The sequence below is a fragment of the Pseudoruegeria sp. SK021 genome, from assembly GCF_002119405.1.
GTDB lineage: Bacteria > Pseudomonadota > Alphaproteobacteria > Rhodobacterales > Rhodobacteraceae > Meridianimarinicoccus.
This window is the reverse complement of the sequence record NZ_MTBG01000012.1, coordinates 45983-72238: the sequence shown is the minus strand read 5'-3', so window position 1 is coordinate 72238 and position 26256 is coordinate 45983. Positions and strand designations below refer to the sequence as shown.

Annotated in this window: 28 protein-coding genes; 16 read left to right on the top strand and 12 right to left on the bottom strand. The window is 61.5% G+C overall.

Annotated features, from left to right (window positions below):
- The first annotated feature begins 30 nt into the window (after nt 1-30).
- A complete protein-coding gene (locus BV911_RS09590) occupies nt 31-1236 on the top strand; it encodes a TIGR03862 family flavoprotein (RefSeq protein WP_086053385.1) in 1206 nt (401 codons plus the stop codon).
- Nucleotides 1237-1240: 4 nt separating this feature from the next.
- Here the strand turns inward: BV911_RS09590 and holA are convergent, their stop codons facing one another.
- From holA to BV911_RS09570, 4 genes are read right to left on the bottom strand one after another with little or no spacing between them, the layout of a single operon-like run.
- A complete protein-coding gene (holA, locus tag BV911_RS09585) occupies nt 1241-2266 on the bottom strand; it encodes a DNA polymerase III subunit delta (protein WP_086053384.1) in 1026 nt (341 codons plus the stop codon).
- On the bottom strand, nt 2263-2796 hold the full coding sequence (gene lptE, locus BV911_RS09580) for an LPS assembly lipoprotein LptE (protein WP_086053383.1): 534 nt from the start codon (nt 2794-2796) through the stop codon (nt 2263-2265). Before lptE ends, holA begins: the two co-directional genes overlap by 4 nt.
- A complete protein-coding gene (leuS, locus tag BV911_RS09575) occupies nt 2783-5335 on the bottom strand; it encodes a leucine--tRNA ligase (protein ID WP_086053382.1) in 2553 nt (850 codons plus the stop codon). Before leuS ends, lptE begins: the two co-directional genes overlap by 14 nt.
- A 58-nt stretch (nt 5336-5393) precedes the next feature.
- Nucleotides 5394-5783: a DUF3576 domain-containing protein gene (locus BV911_RS09570; protein ID WP_240512210.1), complete on the bottom strand. Its 390-nt coding sequence runs from the start codon at nt 5781-5783 to the stop codon at nt 5394-5396.
- Between the two features lie 404 nt (nt 5784-6187).
- Between BV911_RS09570 and BV911_RS09565 the strand changes: the two genes are divergently transcribed.
- Nucleotides 6188-7147: a porin gene (locus tag BV911_RS09565; RefSeq protein WP_086053380.1), complete on the top strand. Its 960-nt coding sequence runs from the start codon at nt 6188-6190 to the stop codon at nt 7145-7147.
- A 98-nt stretch (nt 7148-7245) separates the two neighbouring features.
- Nucleotides 7246-7899, top strand: a complete 654-nt coding sequence (locus BV911_RS09560; RefSeq protein WP_086053379.1) for a YggS family pyridoxal phosphate-dependent enzyme — start codon at nt 7246-7248, stop codon at nt 7897-7899.
- On the opposite strand, the gene BV911_RS09555 is transcribed toward BV911_RS09560, so the two are convergent.
- Entirely contained in the window at nt 7889-8386 is a 498-nt protein-coding gene (locus BV911_RS09555; RefSeq protein ID WP_086053378.1) for a L,D-transpeptidase, read from the bottom strand. The genes BV911_RS09560 and BV911_RS09555 overlap by 11 nt on opposite strands.
- Nucleotides 8383-9498, bottom strand: coding sequence for a GTP cyclohydrolase II (gene ribA, locus BV911_RS09550; protein ID WP_086053377.1), 1116 nt, complete (start codon nt 9496-9498; stop codon nt 8383-8385). Before ribA ends, BV911_RS09555 begins: the two co-directional genes overlap by 4 nt.
- Nucleotides 9499-9662: 164 nt before the next feature.
- On the opposite strand from ribA, the gene BV911_RS09545 reads away from it, so the two are divergent.
- Together BV911_RS09545 and BV911_RS09540 are read left to right on the top strand one after the other, a co-directional pair.
- Nucleotides 9663-10349, top strand: a complete 687-nt coding sequence (locus BV911_RS09545) for a response regulator transcription factor (RefSeq protein ID WP_086053376.1) — start codon at nt 9663-9665, stop codon at nt 10347-10349.
- A 142-nt stretch (nt 10350-10491) separates the two neighbouring features.
- The gene (locus BV911_RS09540; protein WP_086053375.1) at nt 10492-11694 is read left to right on the top strand and encodes a hypothetical protein; all 1203 of its coding nucleotides are present in this window, start codon (nt 10492-10494) and stop codon (nt 11692-11694) included.
- 9 nt (nt 11695-11703) lie between these two features.
- Here the strand turns inward: BV911_RS09540 and BV911_RS09535 are convergent, their stop codons facing one another.
- Nucleotides 11704-12408, bottom strand: coding sequence for a lysophospholipid acyltransferase family protein (locus BV911_RS09535; RefSeq protein ID WP_139840059.1), 705 nt, complete (start codon nt 12406-12408; stop codon nt 11704-11706).
- Between the two features lie 202 nt (nt 12409-12610).
- Here BV911_RS09535 and BV911_RS09530 point away from each other — a divergent pair, with 202 nt between their 5' ends.
- The 4 genes from BV911_RS09530 (at nt 12611) to BV911_RS09515 (ending at nt 15271) form a co-directional block, all read left to right on the top strand.
- Nucleotides 12611-13399: an exodeoxyribonuclease III gene (locus tag BV911_RS09530; protein WP_086053373.1), complete on the top strand. Its 789-nt coding sequence runs from the start codon at nt 12611-12613 to the stop codon at nt 13397-13399.
- 69 nt (nt 13400-13468) lie between these two features.
- A complete protein-coding gene (locus BV911_RS09525; protein WP_086053372.1) occupies nt 13469-14386 on the top strand; it encodes a co-chaperone YbbN in 918 nt (305 codons plus the stop codon).
- A gap of 40 nt (nt 14387-14426) precedes the next feature.
- On the top strand, nt 14427-15071 hold the full coding sequence (locus tag BV911_RS09520; RefSeq protein ID WP_086053411.1) for an LON peptidase substrate-binding domain-containing protein: 645 nt from the start codon (nt 14427-14429) through the stop codon (nt 15069-15071).
- Nucleotides 15068-15271 (top strand): Trm112 family protein, encoded by a 204-nt coding sequence (locus BV911_RS09515; RefSeq protein WP_086053371.1) that lies wholly within the window; start codon nt 15068-15070, stop codon nt 15269-15271. The genes BV911_RS09520 and BV911_RS09515 overlap by 4 nt, the downstream gene beginning before the upstream one ends.
- A 4-nt stretch (nt 15272-15275) precedes the next feature.
- Here the strand turns inward: BV911_RS09515 and BV911_RS09510 are convergent, their stop codons facing one another.
- Nucleotides 15276-16535 carry a UbiH/UbiF/VisC/COQ6 family ubiquinone biosynthesis hydroxylase gene (locus BV911_RS09510; RefSeq protein ID WP_240512209.1) on the bottom strand — a complete coding sequence of 420 codons (1260 nt, stop codon included), beginning with the start codon at nt 16533-16535 and terminating at the stop codon, nt 15276-15278.
- A gap of 118 nt (nt 16536-16653) precedes the next feature.
- Between BV911_RS09510 and BV911_RS09505 the strand changes: the two genes are divergently transcribed.
- The 3 genes from BV911_RS09505 to BV911_RS09495 all read left to right on the top strand — a co-directional run bounded on the left by BV911_RS09505 (nt 16654) and on the right by BV911_RS09495 (nt 21622).
- Entirely contained in the window at nt 16654-17859 is a 1206-nt protein-coding gene (locus BV911_RS09505) for an aminotransferase class I/II-fold pyridoxal phosphate-dependent enzyme (RefSeq protein WP_240512208.1), read from the top strand.
- Nucleotides 17860-17871: 12 nt separating this feature from the next.
- The gene (locus tag BV911_RS09500) at nt 17872-20799 is read left to right on the top strand and encodes a DNA translocase FtsK (protein ID WP_086053370.1); all 2928 of its coding nucleotides are present in this window, start codon (nt 17872-17874) and stop codon (nt 20797-20799) included.
- A gap of 232 nt (nt 20800-21031) precedes the next feature.
- Nucleotides 21032-21622 (top strand): outer membrane lipoprotein carrier protein LolA, encoded by a 591-nt coding sequence (locus BV911_RS09495; RefSeq protein ID WP_086053369.1) that lies wholly within the window; start codon nt 21032-21034, stop codon nt 21620-21622.
- A gap of 14 nt (nt 21623-21636) precedes the next feature.
- Here BV911_RS09495 and BV911_RS09490 read toward each other — a convergent pair whose 3' ends face one another.
- Together BV911_RS09490 and BV911_RS09485 are read right to left on the bottom strand one after the other, a co-directional pair.
- On the bottom strand, nt 21637-22215 hold the full coding sequence (locus BV911_RS09490; RefSeq protein WP_086053368.1) for a transglycosylase SLT domain-containing protein: 579 nt from the start codon (nt 22213-22215) through the stop codon (nt 21637-21639).
- 86 nt (nt 22216-22301) lie between these two features.
- Nucleotides 22302-23183 carry an AEC family transporter gene (locus BV911_RS09485; protein WP_086053408.1) on the bottom strand — a complete coding sequence of 294 codons (882 nt, stop codon included), beginning with the start codon at nt 23181-23183 and terminating at the stop codon, nt 22302-22304.
- 88 nt (nt 23184-23271) lie between these two features.
- On the opposite strand from BV911_RS09485, the gene hspQ reads away from it, so the two are divergent.
- Complete coding sequence (gene hspQ / locus BV911_RS09480) at nt 23272-23598, top strand: heat shock protein HspQ (protein ID WP_086053407.1); 327 nt, start codon at nt 23272-23274, stop codon at nt 23596-23598.
- A gap of 25 nt (nt 23599-23623) precedes the next feature.
- Here hspQ and BV911_RS09475 read toward each other — a convergent pair whose 3' ends face one another.
- Both BV911_RS09475 and BV911_RS09470 read right to left on the bottom strand, forming a co-directional pair.
- Entirely contained in the window at nt 23624-24106 is a 483-nt protein-coding gene (locus BV911_RS09475; RefSeq protein ID WP_086053367.1) for an ATP-binding protein, read from the bottom strand.
- Between the two features lie 16 nt (nt 24107-24122).
- The gene (locus tag BV911_RS09470) at nt 24123-24467 is read right to left on the bottom strand and encodes an STAS domain-containing protein (protein WP_086053366.1); all 345 of its coding nucleotides are present in this window, start codon (nt 24465-24467) and stop codon (nt 24123-24125) included.
- A gap of 139 nt (nt 24468-24606) precedes the next feature.
- Here BV911_RS09470 and BV911_RS09465 point away from each other — a divergent pair, with 139 nt between their 5' ends.
- The 3 genes from BV911_RS09465 to BV911_RS09455 all read left to right on the top strand — a co-directional run bounded on the left by BV911_RS09465 (nt 24607) and on the right by BV911_RS09455 (nt 26170).
- Nucleotides 24607-25056, top strand: a complete 450-nt coding sequence (locus BV911_RS09465; protein WP_086053365.1) for a GAF domain-containing protein — start codon at nt 24607-24609, stop codon at nt 25054-25056.
- Nucleotides 25057-25079: 23 nt separating this feature from the next.
- The gene (locus tag BV911_RS09460) at nt 25080-25703 is read left to right on the top strand and encodes an RluA family pseudouridine synthase (RefSeq protein ID WP_086053406.1); all 624 of its coding nucleotides are present in this window, start codon (nt 25080-25082) and stop codon (nt 25701-25703) included.
- A 239-nt stretch (nt 25704-25942) separates the two neighbouring features.
- Nucleotides 25943-26170, top strand: coding sequence for a hypothetical protein (locus BV911_RS09455; RefSeq protein ID WP_086053364.1), 228 nt, complete (start codon nt 25943-25945; stop codon nt 26168-26170).
- The last annotated feature ends 86 nt before the right edge of the window (nt 26171-26256 follow it).

Sequence of the window (26256 nt, the reverse complement as noted above, 5' to 3'; positions counted from 1 at the left end):
CTTTTGGATGACTAAAAAGGATAGACCTTGATGGCAAATCGCCACGAAACGAGCGACGCTTTGGTGATCGGGGCCGGGCCGGCTGGGCTGATGGCGGCCGAGCGGCTGGCAGCTGCGGGGTTTGGCGTTGTGGTGGCCGAGGCCAAGCCATCGATTGGCCGCAAATTCCTGATGGCGGGGAAATCTGGGCTGAACCTAACCAAGGTAGAGCCGGAGGCGCAGTTTCGCGCCGCCTATGGCGCAGCGGCATCGTGGCTGGACCCGATGCTGACCGCTTTTGGTCCGCAGGCGGTGCAGGACTGGGCCCGGGAATTGGGGCAGGAGGTGTTCACCGGATCGACCGGGCGGGTGTTTCCGCAAGCGATGAAGGCCTCGCCGTTGTTGCGGGCTTGGGCGGCGCGACTGGCGGAGGCCGGGGTCAGCCTGCGTCCGCGTTGGCGCTGGACCGGCTGGGACGGGGCGCTGGCCCAGTTCGAGACCCCGGAGGGCGCGGTCGGGATCCGGCCCGGTGTCACAGTGTTGGCGCTGGGGGGCGCCAGTTGGGCGCGATTGGGATCAGACGGGCGTTGGGCGGAGCTGCTGGCGGCCCGCGCCGTGCCCTTGGCCCCGTTCTTGCCCGCGAATGCGGGGTTGTCGGTGGCGTGGTCGCCGCAGATGGCCCGGGTCTTCGGTGCCCCGGTCAAGGGCGTCGCGCTGTCGGCTGCGAGCCGGAGTTTGCGCGGAGAGTTTGTGGTGTCACGCCATGGCTTGGAAGGTGGCGGCATCTATGCGCTGTCGTCAGACGTGCGGGATGGTGCCGCGCTGTGGCTGGATCTGTTGCCGGATTGGTCGGAGGACAAGATTTTGGCCGGGCTGGAGCGGCCCCAAGGCAAGGCCAGTCTCAGCACCCATTTGCGCAAGGTCTTGCGGTTGGAACCGGTGAAAATTGCGCTGTTGCAAGAGTTTGGTCGGCCCCTGCCAGACGGTCCCGGGTTGGCTCGGCTGCTGAAGCGCTTGCCGATCCGCCATGGCGGGTTGCGGCCGATGGATGAGGCGATCTCGACGGCGGGAGGGGTGAGCCGGGCTGCGGTGGATGCCGGACTGATGCTGCGCGCCTGTCCGGGGGTGTTTGTGGCCGGTGAGATGTTGGATTGGGAAGCCCCGACCGGGGGCTATCTGTTGACCGGGTGTCTGGCCACCGGGGCTTGGGCGGGATCGGCGGCTGCCGCATGGTGTGCTGCGCGGTCGCCCCAGTGAGCGGTCAGCGCGCGCCCATATAGGTCAGGCGAAACAGGGCGCGTTCCATGACCGCTGCGGCGGGGGCGGTGGCGCCGCCACCACGCAGGGACAGGTCGGTTTCGACCAGCAAAGATAGCGCCTGTTCCAGACGTGCCGCCCCCCAGTTCTGGGCTTGCCGCTGCATTTTGGTGCGACGCGGCCCGAACAGCGGCGGGCGCAGGCGGTTGATCCCTTCGGAGGCGCCGCCGGGATGGGCGGCGATGGCATGCAGGGTGCGGAAGTGCCGGGTCGCACCAATGCACAGCGTGACGGGTGCCAACCCCTGATCGGTAAGGCGGCGCAGGGTTGGCCACAGCTCGGTCCGGCGGGCCTCGGCGACCACATCCAGCAGATCGTCGATCCCGGATTCGGTAGAGAGCGGCGCGATGGCGGCGATATCCTCGGGGGTGACAGGCGTTGGATCGCTGAGCTTGTAGAGTGCCAGCTTTTCGACCGTCTGGGCAAAATCGCCCGGGTCGAGCAGGGCGGCGAGGGCGGTCAGATCGGCCCGGGCCGAGCCGTCGAGATCGTCCAGTCCCGCGCGGCTGATGACGGCATCGATTTCGGCCCGGCTGGGCGGATCGGCATAGACGGCGGCGGCGTAAACCTTGGGGTGGCTTTCGAACAGCTTGCGCAGGGCGGCGCCCTTGCCAAGATTGCCTGCCGTCAGCACGATTTGGGCGTCGCCGGCGCGCCAGTCTTCGAGCGCGGCCTGAACCGCCTTTGCCAGCGGGTCGGGGGCGGCCTCGACCAGCACGGCACGGGGGCCGGGGAAGAAGCCGATGGCGCGGGTGGCGTCGGCAAGGGCGGCTGGATCGCCGCGCAAATCCCCCGGGGCCAGTCGGGTCAGGCGCATTTCAGCTTCGGCATCGGGGCCAAGCAGCGCCGACAGCAACTGGGCGCGTTTCAGGGCCACGCGCATGGCGTCCGGGCCGTAGATCAGGATGCCCGCCTTGGAGGGATCCGGGCGCGAGAAATAGCCGGGTGCGTCCCGAGGCGACAGCTTCATTGGGCGGGCTCCAGCGGGGCGGAAAGCAGTTCAGAGCCGATCTTGTCAGCGAGGATGGTCATCAGACGCTCATAGCCGTCGCGTTCAGCGGCAAGGGTCGCGACCGTGGTGCCCGAGGCCGAGTAGCCAACGAAACTGTCGACATTGCCGCTGCGCAGCACCTTGTCTGAGGACAGGTCGGTCAGGGTGTAGTTGGCCTGTCCGATCAGGTTGTAGCGATTGGTGTCCTGTTCGGCGGTGATTGCGACCCGGTCACTTCTGGTGGTGACGCGGAAGGCCAGCCGGTAGCGCGGTGTCACCGGCGGGCCGAAGATGATCTCAAGCTGCTGAGCGAGGCTGAACGCATAGGACGTATCGGGGGAGTCGACGCTGACGGTGCCCGTCAGCGCGCGACCGGTGCCTCCGGGCGCGTAGACCGGCTGAAAGCCACAGGCGCTGAGGCCCGCCAAGCAAAGCAATGATGCCAGAACCGTCCGCCGCGCAGGCCGAAGACCGCGCGGCGTTGAGGGATGCGGCTTAGACCACGACATTGACGATGCGGCCCGGGACCACGATCAGCTTTTTCGGCGTGCCGCCGTCCAGCGCCTTGATGACGGCGGGATCGGCTAGTGCGAGGGCTTCGATTTCGGCCTTGGGCAGATCCGCCGCTACTACCAGTTCGGAGCGGCGCTTGCCGTTGATCTGGATCGGCAGGGTCACGGTGTCATCGACCAACAGGGCCGGATCAGCCACGGGCCATGGGGTTTGCGCCAGCAGCCCGGTGCCGCCTAACATGGACCAGACTTCTTCGGCCAGATGCGGCGTCATCGGGGCCATCAGCCGGGCGAGGATCGCAAGGGCTGCGGCGCGATCGGCCTCTGGGGCTTTCGATTTCGCGATGACATTGGTCAAACCGTAGAGCTTGGCCACCGAGGTATTGAAGGCGAACCCTTCAATGCCGGCGGTGACATCGGCAATGGCGCGCGCCACGGCCCGGGCCAGCGCGTCGTCGTTGACCCCTTGCGGGGCCCCATCCGACGCGCTCTGGCCGAGGTCCTCGGCCAGCCGCCAGACCCGATTGAGGTGCTTAAAGGCCGAATCGGCACCTGCCGAGGTCCATTCCACATCCCGTTCGGGCGGGCTGTCGGACAACATGAACCAGCGCGCGGTATCGGCGCCGTAGGTTTCAACGATATGAACCGGGTCCACGACGTTCTTTTTGGATTTCGACATCTTGGCCGAGGGAATCACCTCGACGGCCGTGCCATCAGCCAAGCGACCATCGGTGACATGCTCGGGCAGGTGATAGACTGGACGGCCTGCGGTATCGCGGGTGCGGTAAATCTCGTGGGTGACCATGCCTTGGGTGAACAGGGCGCGGAATGGCTCTGCCGCGGTGTCGGGCAGGTGGCCACAGATCGCCATGGCCCGGGCAAAGAACCGCGAATAGAGCAGGTGCAGGATCGCGTGCTCAACGCCGCCGATATACTGATCGACGTTCATCCAGTAGGCGGCTTCGGCGGGATCGGTGGGCGTGGCGGCCCCCGGCGAGGTGAAGCGCGCGAAATACCACGAACTGTCAACAAATGTGTCCATGGTGTCGGTTTCGCGCAGGGCTTCGCCGCCGCAGGTCGGGCAGGTGGTGTTGCGCCATGTGGGATGCCGATCCAGCGGGTTGCCGGGCAGATCAAAGGTGACGTCCTCGGGCAATTTTACCGGCAGATTTTCCTTGGCTTCCGGCACGACGCCGCAGCGTTCGCAATGGATGACCGGGATTGGACAGCCCCAATAGCGTTGCCGTGACAGGCCCCAGTCGCGCAGGCGGTATTGGGTGACGCCTTTGCCCCAGCCGCCGGCTTCGGCCAGCGCAATGGTGGCGTCGATGGCGGCTTCGCCACTGGCAAGTTCCAATCCGGTCGGGTGATTGACCCACGATACCGGTTCGGTTTTGGGCGGCGTGAAGGCAATGTCGGCGACCGGGGTGGCATCGTCCGGCGCAAAGAAGGTGTCGATCACCGGCAGATCATATTTGCGGGCGAAGTCGAGATCGCGCTGATCATGAGCCGGCACGCCAAAAATCGCGCCGGTGCCATAATCCATCAGGATGAAATTGGCGATCCAGACCGGCAGGGTCCAGTCCGGGTTCAACGGGTGGCGCACGGTCAGGCCGGTATCAAAGCCCTTTTTCTCGGCGGTTTCGCGTTCCGCCTCGGAGGTGCCGCCGCGGCGACATTCGGCGCAGAACTCTGCGATGTCGGGCCGGTTGGCTTCAAGCGCCTTTGCCAGCGGATGATCGGGTGAAATACCCAGAAAGCTGGCACCGTTAATGGTGTCAGGCCGGGTGGTATAAACGTCGAGGGCGGAAAACTCATCGTAAGGCGCGGTCAGCGCGAAGCCGAATTGCAGGCCGCGCGACTTGCCGATCCAGTTGGCCTGCATGGTGCGGACTTTTTCTGGCCACTCGGTCAGACCGTCCAGCCCGGACAGCAGCGCATCCGAATGGTCAGAGATCCGGAAGAACCATTGGGTCAGATCGCGTCGTTCCACCAGCGCACCCGAGCGCCATCCGCGGCCGTCCTCGACCTGTTCATTGGCCAGAACCGTCATGTCGACCGGATCCCAGTTCACCACCGCGTTCTTGCGATAGACCAGACCCTTTTCAAGGAAGTCGATGAACAGCGCCTGTTGCTGGCCGTAATATTCCGGATCGCAGGTGGCAAATTCCCGGGTCCAATCCAGCGAGAAGCCAAGCGACAGGAACTGTTCCTTCATCGCGGCCATATTGGCGCGGGTCCACGGGCCGGGATGCATGCCCCGTTCGAGGGCGGCGTTTTCTGCCGGAAGGCCGAAGGCGTCCCACCCCATCGGGTGCAGGACCGAAAAGCCCTGCGCGGCCTTGTAGCGGGCAATGACGTCGCCCATCGCATAGTTCCGCACATGGCCCATATGCAGGTTCCCCGACGGGTAGGGGAACATCTCAAGGACGTAGTATTTCGGACGGGTCGAATCGCGACGGGCCGAGAATACTTCGGCGGTCGCCCAAGCGGCCTGCCATTTGGCTTCTATCGTGGCGGCATCATAACGGGACATGTGTGTCGGAGTCCTTGGATCGGAAGAAAGAGGCGCTGAGGTGAGAAGGGTCGGGGGCTTAGAGGCCGCCGTCATTCACACGCAGCTGACGCGCACGGGTCAGAATGGCATCTTCAACAGCGCGCACCGTGTCAGGGGCGACCGTGCCGTTGCGGCTGAGCAGCGACAGGTTCAGTGACCGCGCATCCAAAGCTGGGTCCTGAATCAGAACGGTTGCGCGATAGGCGCGGGACCCGCCCGGCGGGGTGCCATAGCCCAGCACCAGAATGCCGGTGAACGGATCGGCGGATTCCAGCGGCATGAAGCTGAGCACTTCGAGCGAGGCCCGCCAAAGATACTTGTTCACCTCAACGGTGATATTGGGGTCGTCGGAATTCTGAAACAGATCGAACATGGTGGACCGCTGGGCCGCGGTTTCATTGTCATTGATGGTATAGACGCGACTCATGGGATCATCAGGGCCACCGGGAAGCGACCTTTCGTTTGCCGGAGCACCACAGCCCAGTAGAGCTGCACATGCGCCGCCCATAACAAGCCATCTCGCCCTAGTCAGATCCGTCATCATCCAGTTCCTGTTCGGTTTCCCGACTAGCACTATCCGAGCAGGTCCTCCGCGACAAGTCGGAGCGTGCCCGAACCGTACAAGTCAGAGCATGGACCGGCGTACTAAAGAGCTGCCGCGCGGGCAGGGGGCGGCGAAACTAGACTGTGGCAAAGCTGCACCAATAAATCTCAGAGATTGGACCGGTCATTTCGATCCGGTTGTTTTCATCCGCGGAAAGAGCGAGAGAGGATCATCTCAAACGGGTGGTCCCGATTTGAGGACCATCTCAAACTTGATGAGGGAAAACGATGAAAAAGATTCTTCTTGCTTCGACTGCGCTGATTGCTTCGGCTGGTTTCGCAGCTGCTGACGTTACCGTAATCGGCGACGGCTACATGGGTATCGGCTATTCGGACGGTGGATACATCAACGCCCGTGACGGCTCCAGCTCTGACTACGCATTCGTTCGCGACCTGGACTTCCGCTTCGTCGGAACCGGCGAAAGCGACAGCGGCCTGACTTTCGGTGCCTATGTTGACGCTGACGACGCTTCGGGCGCGCAGGGCTTCTTCGGATGGCGCGGCGAGACCTTCATCTCGGGCGAATTCGGCATGCTGTCCATGGGTGATACCGGTGGTGGTGCAGAAGCCATCATGGGCGACCTCGCAGGCGTTGGTCTGACCGGTCTTGGCGATTTCAACGAGACGCTGTTCCTGGTTAACGCTTCCGGAGAAAACGGCCCGCTCGCTCTGTACGAATACTCCACCGGCGGCATCGAGCTGGCCCTGGGTATGAACGACGACGAAGGTTACTCGGTTGCTGCTGGCTACGATGGCGGAATGTGGGAACTGGGTCTGGGTTATGAATCCATCCAGTCCGGTACTGAAATTATCTTCTACAACAACAACAACAACGTCATCGGTACCGACCTTGACACCGACGTCACCAACCTGATCGGTTACGGCGCTGTAACGTTCTCGGGCGTCACCCTGAAAGGTGTTTACGGCCAGTTCGACCCATCCAAGGGTGACAACATCGACCAGTACGGTATCTCGGCAGCTTGGACCGGTGGCGCAACCACCGTTAAGGGCTACTACCGTGAGCTGAAGCAGGACGACGAGAGCCTGAAGTTCTACGGCGTTGGCGCTGAGTACGACCTCGGCGGCGGCCTGGCTCTGGAAGCTGGTCTTCAGCAGACCGACGAAGAAGATTTCTTCGACGGCGACACCCAGACCCAAGCTGACTTCGGTCTGAGCTTCGTATTCTGATCTAAAAGAACTTTTGTTCTGAAAGAGCGGGCCTTCGGGTCCGCTCTTTTCTTTTGGGCGGTCGTGTGATTGTTGGCCTTGGAAACAAGGGGGACGTCATGGGATTGACCGAAATTCAGCAACGGATCACCGCCGAAGAGGCCCGGGTTGGGCGCACCCTCGGCAGCACCCGGCTGATCGCCGTCTCAAAGGTTCAGCCATTGGACCGGGTGGTGGCGGTTCTGGATCAAGGGCACCGTCTATTTGGTGAAAACCGGGTTCAGGAAGCCGCCGGAAAATGGCCCGAGCTGCGCGAAACCTATGCAGGCACCGAGGTGCATCTGTTGGGGCCGCTGCAAACCAATAAGGTCGCGCAGGCGTTCGAGGTCTTCGATGCCATCCACGCGCTGGACCGGGACAAGTTGGCCCGAAAGATTGCCGATCAGGCCCAAAGCAGCGGCTTCTGCCCCAAGCTTTTTGTTCAGATCAACACCGGTGACGAGCCGCAAAAGGCCGGCGTCGCGCTTGGCGATACCGATTCTTTTGTTGCAAACTGTCGGGCGATGGATTTGCCGGTGGAAGGGTTGATGTGCATTCCCCCCGTCGACGAAGCGCCCAGCCTACATTTTGCGTTGCTGCGAAAATTGGCCGAGCGCAATGGCCTGACCGGCCTGTCCATGGGGATGAGCGGCGATTTTGAAGAGGCGGTGGCCTTGGGCGCGACGCATGTCCGGGTCGGATCTGCCATCTTTGGCGCGCGGGTCAGCCCCTGATCTGAACGGGTGTTCCGGGATGCAAGCGCGGCAATAACCAGCGCAGATGCTGCGGGGCGAAGGTCACGCAGCCTTCGGTCGGGTGCCGCCGTTTGCGCCAAACATGCAGGAAAATCGCCGAACCTTTGCCGGGGACGGCGTCGGGCCAGTTCCAGTCGGTGAGCAGGATCATGTCATACAGCGGATCGGCGCGGCGCAACCGTTCATGGCTGGGCGCATAGGGCGCGCGCACCATCAGATTATAGTCTGCATCGCCAGACGCGTCGGACCACAGATCGCCGGGGCGGATCGGCATCGCCCATCCGGTCGGTTGCGCCATTCGGTCGGGCCGATAAAGCAGGCCGACAATCCGGTGTGTGCCCCGCGGTGTGGCGCCGTCGCCTTCGCGCTTGGTGTGGGTCAGGCCGCCCCGGCCAATGGCGCAAGGAATACGGCGGCCGAGAAACCGCGCCCCTTGCGGGGTGACCTTCAGGGTAGGGCGGCTCATAGAAAATGCCCGGATTTGATGGCTTTGGTGTCAAGATAGGCAGCATTCAGCGGCCCGCGTCCAACTTTCAGCGGAACCCGGTCCACCACATCAATGCCGCAACGGGTCAGCATGGTGACCTTGGCGGGGTTGTTGGTCATCAGCCGCGCCTTGGAGAATCCCAGTCGCGTCAACAGAGCCGCACCAAGGCGGAAGTCCCGTTCGTCATCCTCAAAGCCCAAGCGGTGGTTCGCCTCGACCGTGTCAAAACCCTGATCCTGCAGCGAATAGGCCCGCATCTTATTGGCCAGACCGATGCCGCGCCCTTCTTGGTTGAGGTAGAGCAGCACGCCCGATCCTTCTGCCCCCATCTGGGCCAATGCCGCGCGCAATTGCGGGCCGCAATCACATTTCAACGACCCCAACAGATCGCCGGTGAAACAGGCCGAATGCAAGCGGGCCAGCACCGGCGCGTCTCGATCGGGGGTTCCGATTTCCACGGCGTAATGCTCTTCGCCGCCATCTTCGGGGCGGAACACATGCAGTTTGCCGGCGGTGGACACCGCAAGCGGCACCCGGGCGGACACCACTGAATGCAGCGGGCTGAACGTGGCCGCAGCGGTGAGAATCTCGTCGGCGGAGACCCGGGTCAGGTTCTGCGCGGTGGCCAGATTGGCAGCGTCGTTCAGAGGCACAACCAGCGTTGCGGGCAGAATTCGGGCCGATTTGCACAGGGCGATGCCAGCGCGATGCAGGTCGGACGGCCCGTCGCGCAGGGTCAGAAACGGGCCTTTCATCGGGCTGCGCAAATCGTCTGCCGGATCGGCCAAGGCCTGCACCCAAGCCAGATCGGCGTCGTCGGGCAGGGCCACGCGGGCGAGATCGCCGTCATAGATGCGCGCGTTCAGGGTGGCGGCCCGGCGCGCCGTCACGGCCAGAACCGCAGGGCCAAGCTGGCGCGCGGCGGCAAGACGGTCGGCGCTGAGGGTTTCTGCCGCCAAAATAAGTGCGCCTGATGCCGGGTTGCCGGGTTCTGACGTCACGACAACACCAAGTCCCATGCGCAGATCGGCCCGTGCGCGGGCCAGACGTTCGGTCGGGGCAGGGCCCAAAGGTGACGACAGGGTAAGCATCCGGGCTATCTGGGTCTCCGTTTTTGGTCATTTTGGCGGCTGGCGTTGAAACAGGTTGAAACAAACCCAGTCATTCCGACACGTCCACGTGAACCGGATGAAGCAAACCTTGTTCGGTCACCGATCACGGCGCAAGTCATACTCAGACGACGGAGGATTTGTCCATGAGCGTACTAAAGAAGATACTTCTGGTCGATGATGATGACGACCTGCGCGAGGCGCTGTCCGAGCAATTGGTGATGACCGATGACTTTGACGTGTTCGAAGCCGCGACCGGTGCCGCGGGTCTGGCAAAGGCCAAGGCCACGCCGCATGATCTGGTAATTCTCGATGTCGGGTTGCCCGATACCGATGGCCGGGAATTGTGCCGGGTGATGCGCAAGCAGGGGGTGAAATGCCCGATCCTGATGTTGACCGGTCATGATGGCGATGCCGACACTATTCTGGGTCTGGACGCGGGCGCGAATGACTACGTGACCAAACCGTTCAAGTTCCCGGTATTGTTGGCGCGGATCCGGGCACAATTGCGTCAGCATGAACAAAGCGAAGATGCCGTGTTCCAGCTTGGGCCGTACACGTTCAAGCCTGCGACGAAGATGCTGGTGGATGACAAAGACCGCAAGATCCGGCTGACCGAGAAGGAAACCAACATCCTGAAGTACCTCTATCGGGCGGTTGAAGGGGTGGTGGCGCGGGATGTGCTTCTGCACGAGGTCTGGGGTTATAACGCCGGGGTCACCACGCACACGCTGGAAACTCATATTTACCGGCTGCGCCAGAAAATCGAACCCGATCCCTCGAATGCGCGGATTTTGGTGACCGAAAGCGGCGGATATCGTCTGGTGGCCTGACGCATTGGCAGCTTCACGGCCCCGGTCGTGGATCACGAGCCGGGTTTGAACCGCAGGTCAAATCCGGCTAGTATTGGCGGGTGGTTTGGGATGCTGCCGCATTGGCGCGATTCCGGGCGGTGTGTGTTCCGGGAGCGATGTAATGGCCCTACGTGATGGCGAAACAACTGCCAAGAAGCCGGAGCCGCCGTCAGGCGGCGATCCGATCATGCTGCGGGTCGACCGGCTGAACGCAGCCATGGAAAAGGCCCGTGAGGCGGCGCGTTTGCAAGCGGCGCCCAGTCCCGAAGGTGCGGTGCCGGAACCTCCGAAACCAGAGCTGGCGGATAAGGGCTCCGTGCCCGATCAAACGAGAGCAACGAAGACTGCCCCAAGCGCCGTGCGTGCCGTGCCCCATCCGATCCCGGAGCAACCCTCTGATGGGCCGTCCCGCAGGGCGGACAAGCCCACCCCCGGGGAAGTCGATCCGGCGATGATCGGGTACCAAAAGCCCCTGAGGCGCAAGAATCGAGTGGTGCCGATCGCGCTGGGGGTACTGGTTCTGGCGGCGATTGGTGTCGGCGTTCTGTGGCGCGACACCCTGCTGAAAGAGTTGGGGGACAGTGCGGGCGGAGACGATGCCGCCGAAATGACGACTGCCCCCGCAATGCCCGCCCCTGAGACGACCGACCGTGCCGCGGTGGTTGAGGCGGTTCCGGTGATGCCAGAAAACCCGCAGACTGAAATCGCGCAGGCCGAGGTCGCTGCGGAGTTGCCGCTATCGCCAGTTTCGGGTCAAGACGCGGTTGGATTTTTCCCGCTGCCCCGCCCGGCCGAAGATTTGTCTTTGAGTGTTCCTGCACGGGGTCTGGCCGTGTCCGATATGCGTGCAGAACAGGCACCGGTCTTGCAGCAAACGGCGGTTCATCCTTTGCCCCTTGCTGTCGCCGCCTTGTTCACAGATCTTCCCACGCCCGTCGCTCCGCCCGTCGCTCCGCCCGTCGCTCCGCCTGTCGCTCCGCCCGTCGCTCCGCCCGTCGCGGCTCCGTCGGCCCCGACCCCTCTGGGATTGCCCTCGGGTGTGTCTCGGGTTGCGTTGTATTATCGAGAGGGTCTGGACCCGGCTGTGGTAGAGGCCGGTCTTGGCGCGTTAGCGGCAGAGGGCATTGAGCCCTATCTGGTGCAGGCCGTCCCGTTCGAAATCTCGCGCAGCAATATTCGGTTTTATGACGCCGAGGCGGCATCCGGCGCGGAAGCGATTTCCGGCATGATCCCGGACGCGACTTTGCGCGATTTCACGCATTATCGACCGACCCCGCCACAGGGTCTGGTCGAGATCTGGTTGCAAACGCCGGCAAGCCCCTAACCGGGCCGCTTAGGATCGTTTCAGTCGGTCTTCGCACATTTGGGTCAGATCCTCGATCAGCGCCGACAGACGTTCTGTTGCCGCGCCGAGTTCTGCGTCGCTCATTCTCTTCGGTGGAGTGAACCCATCACCGACAGCAAGCACGCCGCGCGACCACGGCAGGGGGAGGATGACCCGATCCCATGTTGGCAGACGGATCTGGCGGCTGACGGCAAAGCTGCATGGGGTTGCTTGAACCCCGGCCAGCCCGGCGATCACCAGCGCACCAGCTTTGGCCACAAGCGGCGGCCCCAACGGACCGTCGACAGTAATCCCAAGCGATCCCCCGGCACGCAGGCAACGAACCGCCTCGCGCACTGCGCCGCTGTTGTTGCCTGAGGTGGCCATTTCGATCACGTGAACGCCGCGCGTCCGCAGGTTCTGCGCTGCGATCTGGGCATCGGGATGAACGCTGGCCATGACCGTCAAAGAATGGTCACTCCAATCCCGCAGATAGGGCGTGAACATCAGTCGGGCGTGCCAACTGCAAAGGACCCGTGGAACCCCGCGTGCGATGTCAGCCTCGAAAGACTCGAACCCTACACGCTCCCAGCGAATGGTCTTGAATGTAAAATTGATATAGGCGGAGAAGAGCGATTGAAGCACGTTCTGGACGCGCGCACTGCGTTGCAGCCGAATTTCAAAACGCCGCCAGCGTTTCATGAGGCGTTTCACGGGGCCTCCTTTCTTCGGGTTCGCAGTAGACGATCCCTGCGCCGCGCTCCAGTGCCTTGAGATCCTGCGCCAATCCAAAATGACCGTGGGTTCGGAGGTGATGCTCCTGTGCAACAGTGCGCGCTTCGCGCCGGTGCGTCTAGGGGTTTCCCCACGCCTGCCGCAGCGCTAGAAGTGCGCGTGCCCTATCCGGAGACTGCCAATGCCTGTCACACTCGCCACTTGGAACATTAACTCTGTCCGTCTGCGCGAAGGTCTGGTCGCCCGGTTGATGCAAGAATCCATGCCGGATATCCTGTGCTTGCAGGAATGCAAAAGCCCGGTCGATAAAATTCCAGTCGCGGCGTTTCAGGCGCTTGGCTATACCCACATGGTTGCCCGGGGTCAGAAGGGCTATAATGGCGTCGCGATCCTGTCGAAGCTGCCGATGGTCGAAGCGGGGTCAATGGATTTCGCCGCATTGGGCCATGCCCGCCATGTGGCGGGTCGGCTTGAGAACGGGGTGACCATCCACAATTTCTATGTCCCGGCGGGGGGCGATATCCCGGACCGCGACAAGAACGTGAAGTTTGGTCAAAAGCTGGATTACCTGACCGAGATGCGGGATTTCTTCCATGCAGAGCGCCCGTCCAAGTCGGTGCTTGTGGGCGATCTGAATATCGCGCCGCGCGAGGATGACGTCTGGTCGCACAAGCAGCTGCTGAAAATCGTCAGCCATACGCCGGTCGAGGTGGAGCATCTGGCGGCTGCGCAAGACGCAGGCAATTGGGTGGACGTGACCCGGGCTGACATTCCCGCTGGGCAACTTTATTCGTGGTGGTCCTATCGCGCCAAGGATTGGGACGCGGCCGACAAGGGCCGCAGACTGGATCATATTTGGGCGACACCGGATTTGGCCGCAGGGGCCGGCGGCAGCCACGTTCTGCGCGCCGCCCGGGGGTGGGAACAGCCCAGCGATCATGCGCCGGTTTTTGCCAGCTTCGATTTTTGACCCGGCCCCTTGGACTTTGGGGTTCGGACGCGCATATTGGCAGCAACTCCAACTTAGTGGAAAGATCTGATGCTTGAATTCGGCAATACCCAAGCCGCCCCTGCCGCCAACGGCGCAGATGCCCTGATCAAAGACGGCACCGAAGCCACCTTTATGGTGGACGTGGTCGAAGCCAGCCAGACGATCCCGGTGATTGTCGATTTTTGGGCGCCGTGGTGCGGTCCATGCAAGACCCTTGGGCCAGCGCTTGAAGCTGCGGTGACGGCGGCGGGCGGCAAGGTCCGGATGGTCAAGATCAACGTCGACGAGGCGCAAGGATTGGCCGGACAGTTGCAGATCCAGTCGATCCCGACCGTCTATACCTTCTGGCAAGGCCAGCCCGCCGATGGTTTTCAAGGCGCGGTGCCCGTGTCGGAACTAAAAGCATTTGTCGAACGATCCGCAGCACTTGCCGGTGATGGTGGGTTGCAAGAGGCATTGGACGCCGCCGAGGAAATGTTGGCCGAGGGGGCTGCGGTGGATGCGGCGCAGACCTTTGCGGCGGTCCTTGGCGAAGAACCCGAGAATGCCGGCGCCTTTGGCGGTTTGGCCCGGGCGCATGTAGCGATGGGCGAGTTGGATCAGGCCGAGGCCTTGCTGAACAATGCCACCCCTGTGATGGCCCGTGCCCCTGAGGTCGATGCTGCACGGGCGCAGTTGAACCTTGCGCGTCAGGCCGCCGATGCCGGACCGGTGGCAGACTTGCGGGCGGCGGTTGAGGCCGACCCGGACAACTTGCAGGCGCGGTTCGATCTTGCCGGTGCGCTTCATGCCAATGGCGACGTGGAAGAGGCCGTGACCATGCTGTTGGATTTGTTCCGCCGCGACCGCGAGTGGAATGATGGCGCAGCCAAGGCGCAGTTGTTGACGATCTTCGAGGCGTTGAAGCCGCAGGACCCGATTGCCTTGAGCGGTCGTCGCAAATTATCGTCGATGATATTTGTCTGAGATATTTGTCTGAAGAGAATGTCGGGCTATTATGGCATCCATGATCTCATTTGCTGACCTGCCCGACACCATTCCGGTCTTCCCTTTGCCGGGGGCCCTGCTGCTGCCTCGTTCGCGGTTGCCGTTGCACCTGTTCGAGCCGCGCTATCTGACGATGCTGGAAGATGCGTTGAAGACCTCGCACCGGTTGATCGGGATGGTGCAGACGCGGGAGGTCCCCGGCACATCCGAAAAGCTGCTACAGGGGATCGGGTGTGCGGGCCGGGTCACCGGATTTTCCGAGACCGAGGACGGCCGCTATATGATCACGTTGAGCGGCGTCTCGCGCTATCGCATCCGACAAGATGTGACCGGGTTCAGCCCTTATACGAAGGCTGATGTGTCTTGGGCCGGGTTTGAGCGCGATTTGGGCCCTGTGGAACATGACACGGGTCTGGAACGCGCGGCCTTCATGGAACTGCTGCAACGGTTTTTTGATGCGCGCGGCCTATCGGCGGACTGGGACAGCCTGAAAGAGGCCGAGGACGAATTGTTGATCAACGCGCTGTCGATGCTGTGCCCGTTCGACCCTGGGGAAAAGCAAGCCTTGCTCGAGGCGCCATCGTTACAGACGCGCCGGGAAACGCTGGTAACACTGATTGAATTCGACCTGAGGGGCGGTGATATGGAAGATGTAATGCAATGACCGACACCGATCGTACCGCGCCTGATGGTCCGGCTTTTGACCGGCGCATGCTGGAAGCTTTGGTCTGTCCGCAATCGCAGGGCCGTCTGGATTATGACGTCAACGCGCAGGAACTGATCTCGAAAAAGGCCAATTTGGCCTATCCCATTCGCAACGGCATTCCGGTGATGTTGGTCGACGAAGCCCGGGTGCTGGAGTAGTCGGTCAAAACCGTTGACCGGTCATCAGGCGGGGCAGGTCGCCGCTGAGGCCTGCGGCCTCGCGCATTAAGCGGCGGCGCAAGCCTGGCAGAACGTTGACCGCGCCCATCCCAAGATCCCGCCCCAGCCGCAGGATCGGATTGTCATTTGAGAACAGTCTGTTGAAGCCATCTGTGGCCAAAGCCAATGTGGCGGTGTCAAACCGGCGCCAGCGCGCATAGCGGCCCAACACGTCGGCACGGCCGATGTCTTCGCCCCGGCGATGCGCCTGAATGGCGACCTCGGCCAGCGCGGCAACATCCCGCAAACCCGCATTCAGGCCTTGGCCTGCAATGGGATGAACCCCGCGGGCGGCGTCGCCCACCAAGGCCAGTCGGTCAGCGGTCAAGCTGGACGCAAGGCTGAGGGACAAGGGATAGGTAAAGCGGTCGCCGGCCAAATGGATCTCGCCCAGAAAGTCGCCAAACCTTGGCCGCAAAACCTGTAAATAGGCGACGTCATCCAATGCTTGGATCGCGGCAGCCTGCGGCCCTGATTCTGTCCAGACGATGGAGCTGCGATTGCCGGTCAGGGGCAGGATGGCCAGCGGGCCAGAGGGCATGAAGAACTGATGCGCGATGCCGTGATGCGGAAGATCATGACTGATGGCGCAGACCAATGCGGTCTGGCGATAGTCCGTGACCTTGCGGGTCAGGCCCGCGCGCAGGGCGGTCGGCCCGGTTCGTCCGTCGGCGGCGACCAACAGCGGTGCCCGCAGGGTGCGGCCATCATCCAGCGTGATGATGGCGCCATGGTCATCCGTGCTTTGCGCGGTGACACGGGTGCCGGGCAAGTGGGTGATGGTCTCGGTGCGGTCGATGGCGGCCAAGAGGGTGCGCCGCAGGTGCCGATCCTCAATCATCTGGCCCATGGGGCCATCCTCGCCCTCGTCCTGACCGAATTCCAGCACGAAGGGGGCCGGGCCCCATCCGGCATGGCCATCGCTGACCTTGATCTCGGTAATGGGTTGGGCATCGAGCGCCAGATCCGGCCAAAGTCCCAGCGCGTCCAACATCCGGACCGATCCCAGCGCGAGCGCATAGCTGCGGCCATCGAAATCGGTCGCGGTTTGGGTGTGGCGGGGCAGGGCGTCGATCACGACCACCCGCAATCCGGCCTGCGCCAAGGCGAGGGCCAGCGCGGTTCCATTCAGGCTTCCGCCAACAATCAGAATATCAGGGTCGGTCATGCCCCAGAATAGGGTCGCGATGACGCCATTGTCCATCGCGACCGGCGACCATCTGTTGCGTCTGGGTGTCGCTGTTTGGGCTGTGCTGGCAAAGTTCCTGCCTTTCACTGGACCGATAGACAAGTTCGCGATACCTTGGCAGGAACGGGGCGTTATGACCCTGAAAAGCCGAGGCAACATGCAGTATCCAGACCGGTTTTCCGATCTGCCCCCCTACGCGTTTCCGCGGTTGCGGGGGTTATTGGACGCGCACCCACCGGGTGGCGCGCCGATTTTTATGTCCATCGGAGAGCCCAAGCATCCGTTCCCCGAATGGGTGGGGCAAATCTTTGCGGACCATGTTGGCGAGTTTGGGAAATACCCGCCCAATGACGGCATGCCCGAGCTTCTAAGCGCGATCGCCGACTGGGCGAATCGGCGCTATGGCGTCACGTTGGATCCGGCGCAGCAGGTCATGGCGCTGAACGGCACCCGCGAAGGGCTGTACAATGCCTGCATGGCGCTGTGTCCGGAAACTAAGGCCGGAAAACGACCGGTCGTGCTGATCCCGAACCCGTTCTATCAGGTCTATGCCGTGGCCGCGCTGTCGGTTGGTGCAGAGCCGGTCTTCGTGCCCGCAACCGCCGAGACCGGCTATTTGCCGGATTATGCCGCGCTGCCGCCAGAGATATTGAACCGGGCAACCATCGCCTATGTCTGCTCGCCGTCGAACCCGCAAGGCGCGGTGGCGGACCGGGCCTATTGGGATCGCTTGTTGGCCTTGGCCGAAACGCATGATTTCCGGATCTTCGCGGACGAATGCTATGCCGAGATCTATCGCGGTGCCCCGCCCTGCGGCGCGTTGGAAGCGGCGCAGGCGGTTGGGGCCGACCCTGAACGGGTGGCGGTGTTTCATTCCCTGTCGAAACGATCCAACCTGCCCGGGCTGCGGTCGGGGTTTGTCGCCAGTGGGCCCGAGAATATCACCCGCATCCGCCGGTTGCGGGCCTATTCCGGGGCGCCGCTGTCGCTGCCGGTGCAGCGAGTCTCGGCGGCGGTTTGGGCAGATGAGGCGCATGTGATCGAAAACCGGCGTCTCTATACAGAAAAGTTCGATCTTGCGGATCGGATCTTTGGGGATGTGCCCGGGTATCTATCGCCGCAGGCCGGGTTTTTCCTCTGGCTTCCTGTGGATGACAGTGAGGCCGCTGCTTTGAAGTTGTGGCAAGAGGCCGGCGTACGCGTTTTGCCGGGGGCCTATCTGGGGCGATCCGTAAACGGGCACAATCCCGGTGCCGGCCATATCCGAACCGCCCTTGTGGCCCCGAAACCAGAAACCGAACGCGGCCTGACCTTGCTGCGCAACTGCTTGTACGAATAGGATTTCCCAGACATGGCATATCAGACCCGCCGCCGCGATCCGTTGTTCGACCAAGCCACACAGGTTGCGCTAGAAAAACGCGCGCGCGAGTTGATGGGCGTGGCGCTGTTCGTGGGGGCGACGCTTCTGGCGCTGGCGCTGGCATCCTATTCGCCCACCGACCCCAGTTTCCTCGGAACGTCGAGTGAGGCTCCGCAAAACTGGCTGGGCTATTTCGGTGCCTATCTTGCGGCACCGCTTTACGTGATCCTTGGGGCGGGGTCTTGGGCGTTGGTTGCGGTCGGCATGGTCTGGGGCGTGCGGTTTGCGTTTCATCTTGGGGAAGATCGGGCCTTTGGCCGGTTGATTTTTGTGCCGGTCTTTGTGGCGGTGGCCGCAGTCTACGCCGCGACCTACCCGCCGGGGGCTGAATGGGTCCATAGTTTCGGCATGGGCGGCCTGTTCGGGGATACGGCGCTGGGTGTGTTGCTGGGCATCTTACCGCTGGCGCCGTCTTTTGGCCTGCTGTTGTCGGCTGCGGCTTTGGCCATTTTGATGTTGGCGGCCGGGCTGCACGCGCTTGGCTTCACGCGTCCTGAATTGGCGGGTATGGGGCGGTTTTTGTGGTTCGGCACGCTATTTGCCTTCGACGGCCTGATCCGAAAGCTGGGTCATGGTGCCAGCCGTACCCGAGAGCAATTGGTCGAACGGGTGGAGCGTCGCAAGGAGTTGCGGGCCGAGCGGCGGCAATTCGACGATGAGATGCTGGTGGATGAGGATGATGGCGTTATGGCCCCGTCCTATGACCGTCCAGCAGCGACCCTTCCGCCGGTGCCCAAGCTGGGGGGGGCGGCCCGAACGATCAGCCGGGATGAACCGATGCTCAGCGCCCGATATGCGCCCGAACCGCTGATGTTCGAAGCCGAGGATGACGATTACGACGACGAGGTATTTGAAGAGACGACGCAGCCCGGCCCTGGCGGCGATCAACGCGTCCGGGCGAAGATCACCGATGCCATCCGCCTGCGCCTGCGCAGTGATCGGGCCCGGGCGGCGGCGGCCTCGCGCAATCGGCGCGAACCAGTTCTCAGTCGGCATGAGCCGACGGCGCCTGAGATCACGGCAGAACCGGCCTCCATGTTTGTGCGGGCCACACCGCGCCCGGCGGCACCTGCGGCGTCACGCATGCCGTTGCCGGCAGCCGGGGCACCTGCTGCTTTCGCAGCGAGTAAGGCGGCAGCCTATGATCAGACTGCCTTTGTCGATAGCGATGACGACGACGACGATTACGATGATTACTCCGCCCAAGAACCGGCCATCTCGGGCGATGCTGCCCGGTTCCATGACCCCAAGCCGGTGGTGCGTCATGCGGTCAAACGTCCCGCCGTGGCGCAACAGACGGGCGGCGCGGCGCAACCGTCGCATCAGCCCACGCATACCGATGACGATGGCTATGAGACCCCTCCCCTCTCGTTGTTGGCGGACCCTTCGATCGTCGAACGCCTGCATCTGAGCGATGAAGCGTTGGAAGAAAACGCCCGGATGCTGGAAAACGTGCTGGATGACTATGGGGTCAAGGGCGATATCGTGTCGGTTCGGCCCGGGCCTGTGGTCACGATGTACGAGCTTGAGCCCGCGCCGGGCCTGAAGGCCAGCCGGGTAATCGGCCTTGCGGATGATATTGCGCGGTCGATGTCGGCCCTTAGCGCCCGGGTATCCACCGTGCCGGGCCGGTCGGTGATCGGGATCGAACTGCCGAACGAGAAGCGCGAGATGGTGCTGCTGCGCGAAATCCTTGCGGCGCGGGACTTTGGCGATAGCAAGATGCGCCTGCCATTGGCGTTGGGGAAGGATATTGGCGGCGAGGCGATTGTCGCCAACTTGGCAAAGATGCCCCACCTGCTGATCGCCGGGACCACCGGTTCGGGGAAGTCTGTGGCGATCAACACGATGATCTTGTCGCTGCTTTATAAGCTGACACCGGCCGAATGTCGGTTGATCATGATTGACCCCAAGATGCTGGAACTCAGCGTCTATGACGATATTCCGCATCTGCTGTCGCCGGTTGTGACCGATCCGAAGAAGGCGGTTGTCGCCCTGAAATGGGTCGTGGCCGAGATGGAAGACCGGTATCGCAAGATGTCGAAAATGGGTGTGCGCAACATCGAAGGCTATAATGGCAAAGTGCGCGCAACGCTGGACAAGGGCGAGATGTTCTCGCGCACCGTGCAGACCGGCTTTGACGACGAGACCGGTGATCCGGTGTTCGAGACCGAAGAATTCGCGCCCGAGACGTTGCCCTATATCGTCGTGATCGTTGACGAGATGGCCGACCTGATGATGGTGGCCGGCAAGGAAATCGAAGCCTGTATTCAGCGGTTGGCGCAGATGGCGCGGGCCAGTGGTATCCACCTGATCATGGCGACGCAGCGTCCGTCGGTAGACGTGATTACCGGCACCATCAAAGCCAACTTCCCAACCCGGATCAGCTTTCAGGTGACGTCCAAGATCGATAGCCGGACCATTCTGGGCGAACAGGGGGCCGAACAGCTTCTGGGCATGGGCGACATGCTTTATATGGCCGGTGGCGGGCGTATCACCCGTATTCACGCGCCGTTCGTGTCGGATGAAGAGGTTGAGGTGGTGGTGAATCACCTGAAATCCATGGGCTCGCCATCCTATGTCGGCGGCGTTGCAGATGGGCCTGATGACGACAAAAGCGATGACATTGATCTGATCCTTGGCCTTGGCGGCAATACCGGCGGCGAGGATGCGCTGTACGATCAAGCGGTGCAGATCGTCATTCAGGACCGGAAATGCTCCACCTCGTATATCCAGCGCAAGCTGGCCATCGGCTATAACAAGGCGGCGCGACTGGTTGAGCAGATGGAAGACAATGGTCTGGTCAGCCCGGCGAACCATGTCGGCAAGCGCGACGTGCTGGTCCCAGAGCAGCAGTAAGCTGAAACGCTGAGTAGCGAAGTGGTGGACGCGGCCGGGTCTGGCAAAGACCCGGCCGTTTCGTTTCTGGGCGACGCGCAACCTTCAGTCAGTCCGGATCAGCAGATGCCTTCACCAGCCATACAAGGCCTGTCTTTTGCAGGTTTGACCCTGGGCCTGCGCAACCCCGCCGTCGCTGCATTGTGAAAGATCAATCTCTTGGAATATTCCGCAGAGCGCGTATATCGAAGGGATGAAACATCTCATCCTCGCGCTATCGTGTCTGTTTGCCCTGCCTGCACACGCAGACAAGCTGCCGCTGTCGACGCTGTCGGCCTATATCAATACGATTGATGCCGATAAGGCTCAATTTACCCAGATCAATGGGGATGGAAGCCGGAATACCGGGACGCTCTATCTGAAGCGTCCGGGGCGGGCCCGGTTTGAATATGATGCGCCGATGGATGATACTCTGGTATTAGCCAGCGGATCTCAGGTGGCGATCTTTGATGGCCGCGGCGCAGTGAAGCCCGAACAATATCCTTTAAAGCGCACGCCGCTGAACCTTATCCTCGCACGCAATGTCGATCTGACACGGGCGAAGATGGTGACTGGCCACGGCGAGGAAAAAGGTCGGACGATCGTTCAAGCGCAGGATCCGGAACATCCCGAATACGGCAAGATCTATTTGTATTTTGAGCCGTCGCCGCTGCGTCTAGCCGAATGGCTGATCGTGTCGGACACGGGGGAGCAAACCCGCGTGATCCTTGAGCCATTCACGCCGGTGTCTGACATGTCGCCATTCTTGTTCGACATTGCGTTTGAGACCCGGCAACGGCAGTAGCCGGGTCCAAACTGTTAGATCTTCTTGCAGGCTTTCAGTTGGGCCTGATACAGGGCTGCGCGGGATGAGACCCGGTTCGACACACTGACCAACCATGACTTGCCGCGATAGCTGCCCCGGGCAAACCCGGTATTGCCTTCGTGATAGGCAAGGTACTGATTGCGGGCGTCATATTTCGAGATGCCGTTCAGGGTCTGGCTGCGATCCATGTACCAGCCGATGAAATCGGTGGCGTCATTGATATTGGTGCGCTTCGCACTGCGCCGCCCGGCTGTCCGCTTATATTCGTCCCAGGTGCCATCCAGCGCCTGTGCATAGCCATAGGCAGACGATTGGCGCCCCATCGGAATAATGCCCAAAGCATATTGATGCGGGGTGCGCGCATCGCTATCGAATTTGCTTTCCTGATGGATGATTGCCATCTGCACGGGAACTGGTGCGCCCCAGCGCTTTTCGGTTTTCTTCATGGCCCGAAGGTAATTCGGGCGCTGGTCCACGATGCTACAGGCATTGTCCAAGTTCCGCGGCGGCGAATCGCCCCCGCAAGCCCCAAGGATCAACATCAATAGCAACGCGCATCGACGACTGCTCATATCGGCCTCGTGCGGTTATGTTTTTCCAGACCCTAGCGGAAATCCGCTTTTCTGGAAATGCAAAACTGTCCCGCGGTCACGAAGGTTTATAACAAGAGCGCGAGGAGCACGGGCAGTGCGGCGACCGACATCAATGTCGAGGTCACGACGAGGCCGGCGACCGCATCAGAATCGGCCCCATATTTCTCGGCCAGCATGTAAGAGGTCACCGCAATCGGCGTCGAAACTTGGATGACCAGAACCGCGAAGGATATAGGTTCGAGGTTGAACCAGCGCCCAATATACCAAGACAAGCCAACACAGATGACCAATTTCAAGGCCGAGAGGATGATCGCGAGCCAAAGGTTTCCTGGTTTCAGGCGCGCCACAGCAACGCCGAGCGTGATCAACATCATCGGGATGGTCATTTGCCCGACCAGCTTGAGCGAGTTGGTCAGAAAGTCCGGTGTTTCCCAGCCTTGCCACTGAAAGAGTGCGCCCAACAACGTGGCGGCAACCAACGGTTCTCGGACGACTTTTCCCAGTGACCCGCCGCCTGCGACCAGCCAGACCCCGTAAGTAAACGACCAGATCACCATGACCGCAAACACCACCACGGCATAGCCGAGGCCTATGTCCCCGAACGCAAACAGCGCCAAAGGCAGGCCGACATTGCCAGTGTTCCCAAAGATCATTGGCGCCAGATAAGATCGGCGGTCCAGTCGGCACAGACGCACGACGCCGATCATGACGACCGTGACCGCGCCGTAAGCGGCAATTGCGGCCAAGGACAGATTGGCCAGCGCGGATGGGTCGATATCGGTCTGCATTAACGACACGAAAATCAAGCAAGGCAGTGACAAGGTGACCGACAATTGCGTGACAAATTGTGCCCGATACTCCAACCCCATCTTGATCCAAACATAGCCGATGGATGCGAGTAGGAAGACAGGAGCGACAATTTCCAGGACGGTAAGAAGAATTGCCACGTTAACAGATTCCCTATTGAAGCCCGGGCGCCGGATGGACATATGGGCTCCTTTGGGTCTACTAACGGGCGAGGAAGGTTGCAAATTGATGTTGAGAACTCGCGCCAAGTATCAGCTCGGACAGATTGTCCGGCACAAGAAGCATCCCTTCCGAGGGGTGGTCTTTGACGTGGACGCAGTGTTTTCGAACACCGATGAATGGTATGAGGCCATTCCAGAGGAAAGCCGCCCATCAAAAGATCAACCTTTTTACCATCTTCTGGCTGAAAACGACCAAAGCTATTACGTGGCTTACGTGTCCGAGCAGAACCTTTTGCCGGATATTACCGGAGAGCCGATTGAACATCCTGATATTGAGGACATGTTCGGCGAGATGGAAGACGGCATTTACCCCATACAGGCGCAGTTGAACTGAGCATCCGCTGCAGCGAAATCGGGCGTCAGGATGGTTGTTCCGTCTGAGTTTCGGACGGCGGCGGCGCTTGGGTGAGGGGGATGCGGAACGACAGCCGGTTCTGTGTCGTGACACGGACATATTGGATATCGTCTGCGACCGTTCGGATCAAGTTCCACCCGAAACTGCCTTCGGGCAGTTCAGGCAAGGCCACGTCTATGTTCGCGGGTTGTCCGGGGGGAAGGGTCAGGTCGGGCATCGGCGCGCCGGTGTCAAAGACCCGAACCGCCAATCCCGCCTCACACGGAGAAATGAAGATTTCGATCACCCCATCGTGCCGTTGGGCGTAGGCGTGCTCGACGATATTATTCAGCACTTCGGCCAACACAAGTTCGACCGATCCCAGATCATCTTCTTTCAGGCGATGTCGATGCAGGATGGCGCGGATCGCGGCCAATCCGGCACGAACCCCCGTTGCTGAGGCATTGATCTTCTGGCGGCAGATCGCGGCAGATGTCCAAAGCGACATTGGCTGAAAGGTCCGGTCAAGGACTTTCGGCCCCGGCTCTCAAAGCCTTCGCGGGCGTATCATGGATTTTGAACACTGAATCCATCCGAGTCAGCCGGAACACTTTGCCAACCGTGGGCGTCAAGCTGGCCAGTTCCAATGTCCGGCCATTTCCAAGCTGTTTCATGGCGGCGACGATTGCACCCAGACCGCTGCTGTCGATGAAGTCCACGCGAGACAGATCAACGACGATGCGCGCCGGGTGTGCGTCTGAAAGTTCGCGCATCTGGTCCTTGAATTGGATCGCGACAGAGGCATCAATGCGCGGCTCGTCGACATTGATCAACAGCACCTGCCCTTCAGTCTGGCTTGTCAGATTCATAGCCCGGCTCCGTTTACATGCCCCTTTCGACACGCTACGGCAGAGGTCTTACTATTCGGTTTCCGGGGAATTGACCCTGCACATTCTTGCAGGGGCGTTGTTGACGCCGGGGATCATGACACTGTGAAGGACGTTGGTAATGCAGGTCGTATACCCTGAATTGGCCGCCCGGGTCGCAAGCCTGACCTCGGGTGAAACCGATCCGGTGGCATTGATGGCCACGCTTGCTTGTGAAATCCACCACGCAGATGATCGGTTCGACTGGACGGGATTTTACCGGAACGTCGGCGGCGAGACCCTGAAGATCGGCCCCTATCAGGGAACCCACGGCTGTCTGGTCATCCCGTTTTCAAAGGGGGTCTGCGGTGCCGTTGCCCGCAGCGGGCAAGCGCAGATCGTGGATGATGTGACCGCCTTCGACGGACATATCGCCTGTTCCAGCTCGACCCGATCCGAATTGGTCTTGCCGGTCTGGCAGGGCGGATCTTTGCTGGGCGTTCTGGATATCGACAGCAATAGCCCGGCGGCGTTTGGTCGGGCGGATGCGGACGCCTTGCAAGGCATCCTCGACGCGGTATTCAAGCAGTGACCGGCAGTTTGTATTCGCCGCCGATGGATCCGTTGAACGTGGTCCATGAAGATCACCAACTTCTTTTGGTCGATAAGCCGAGCGGTCTGTTGTCGGTTCCGGGGAAGGGTCCGGGGCTGGAAGATTGCCTGATCTCGCGCATTCAGAAGGTATTTCCAATGGCGTTGCTGGTGCACCGCCTTGATCGCGACACGTCGGGGGTAATGGTGTTTGCGCTGACCCGATCCGCGCAGCGGCACCTTGGGTTGCAGTTCGAAAAACGCATGGTCAAGAAGACCTATGTGGCACGGGTCTGGGGCAGGATGGCGGAACGCGAGGGGCAGGTGGATTTGCCGCTGATCGTGGATTGGCCGAACCGACCCTTGCAAAAGGTTGATTTTGAAACCGGGCGTCAGGCGATCACCGACTGGAAAGTCGTGCGTTTCGAAGAGGATGCGACGCGGGTCCGCCTCAGCCCGCAAACGGGGCGAAGCCATCAACTTCGTGTTCATATGCAACAATTGGGCCACCCCATTCTGGGCGACCCGTTCTATGCGACAGGCGAAGCGCTGAACGCGCCGCGCCTGATGCTGCATGCAGAACAGTTGCGGCTGCGCCATCCCGACGGCGGCAAGGGTTTGACCTTCCGCGCACCTTGTCCGTTTTAATTCTGGCCTGAGGTCAGGGCCGACGCCGGGCAGATCGCAGTCCTTTGGCGGGCGTGCGATCCCGGCTCGCCGCATGAATTGCGGTCCGTTCTTTCCAAAAAAAGCACCGATGCTGCGCTGCGGCAGGTTTATGCTGCACGTGCATAGCGGGCTTGCGCCGATGCGCCTAGCAGAATGGCCCCGGCGCCTTTATGTCTGGTCGACAGGAAATTGTAGAATGTTCAGTCGGAGTATCCCCCATGGCACATGTTCACGCCACCAGCACCGCCCATAGTCACAACTTGATCGACCTGATCGCAGCCCCCTTCAAGGGACTTTGGAACCTGCTGATCACGATGAGTGAGTCGAACTATCGGGTCAAGGAAGTCAGCCGTTTGTCGGGCATGACTGACGAAGAACTGGCGAAGCGCGGCCTGACCCGTGAGGGCATCGTTCGCCACGTGTTCCGCGACCAAGCCATCTTTTAATCATCGGACGGCAGTTGGGGGTCTCACGTGAGACTTTCATAGCCGACCGGGATCCTCATCGTGACATCGGCATTTCCGACATGATA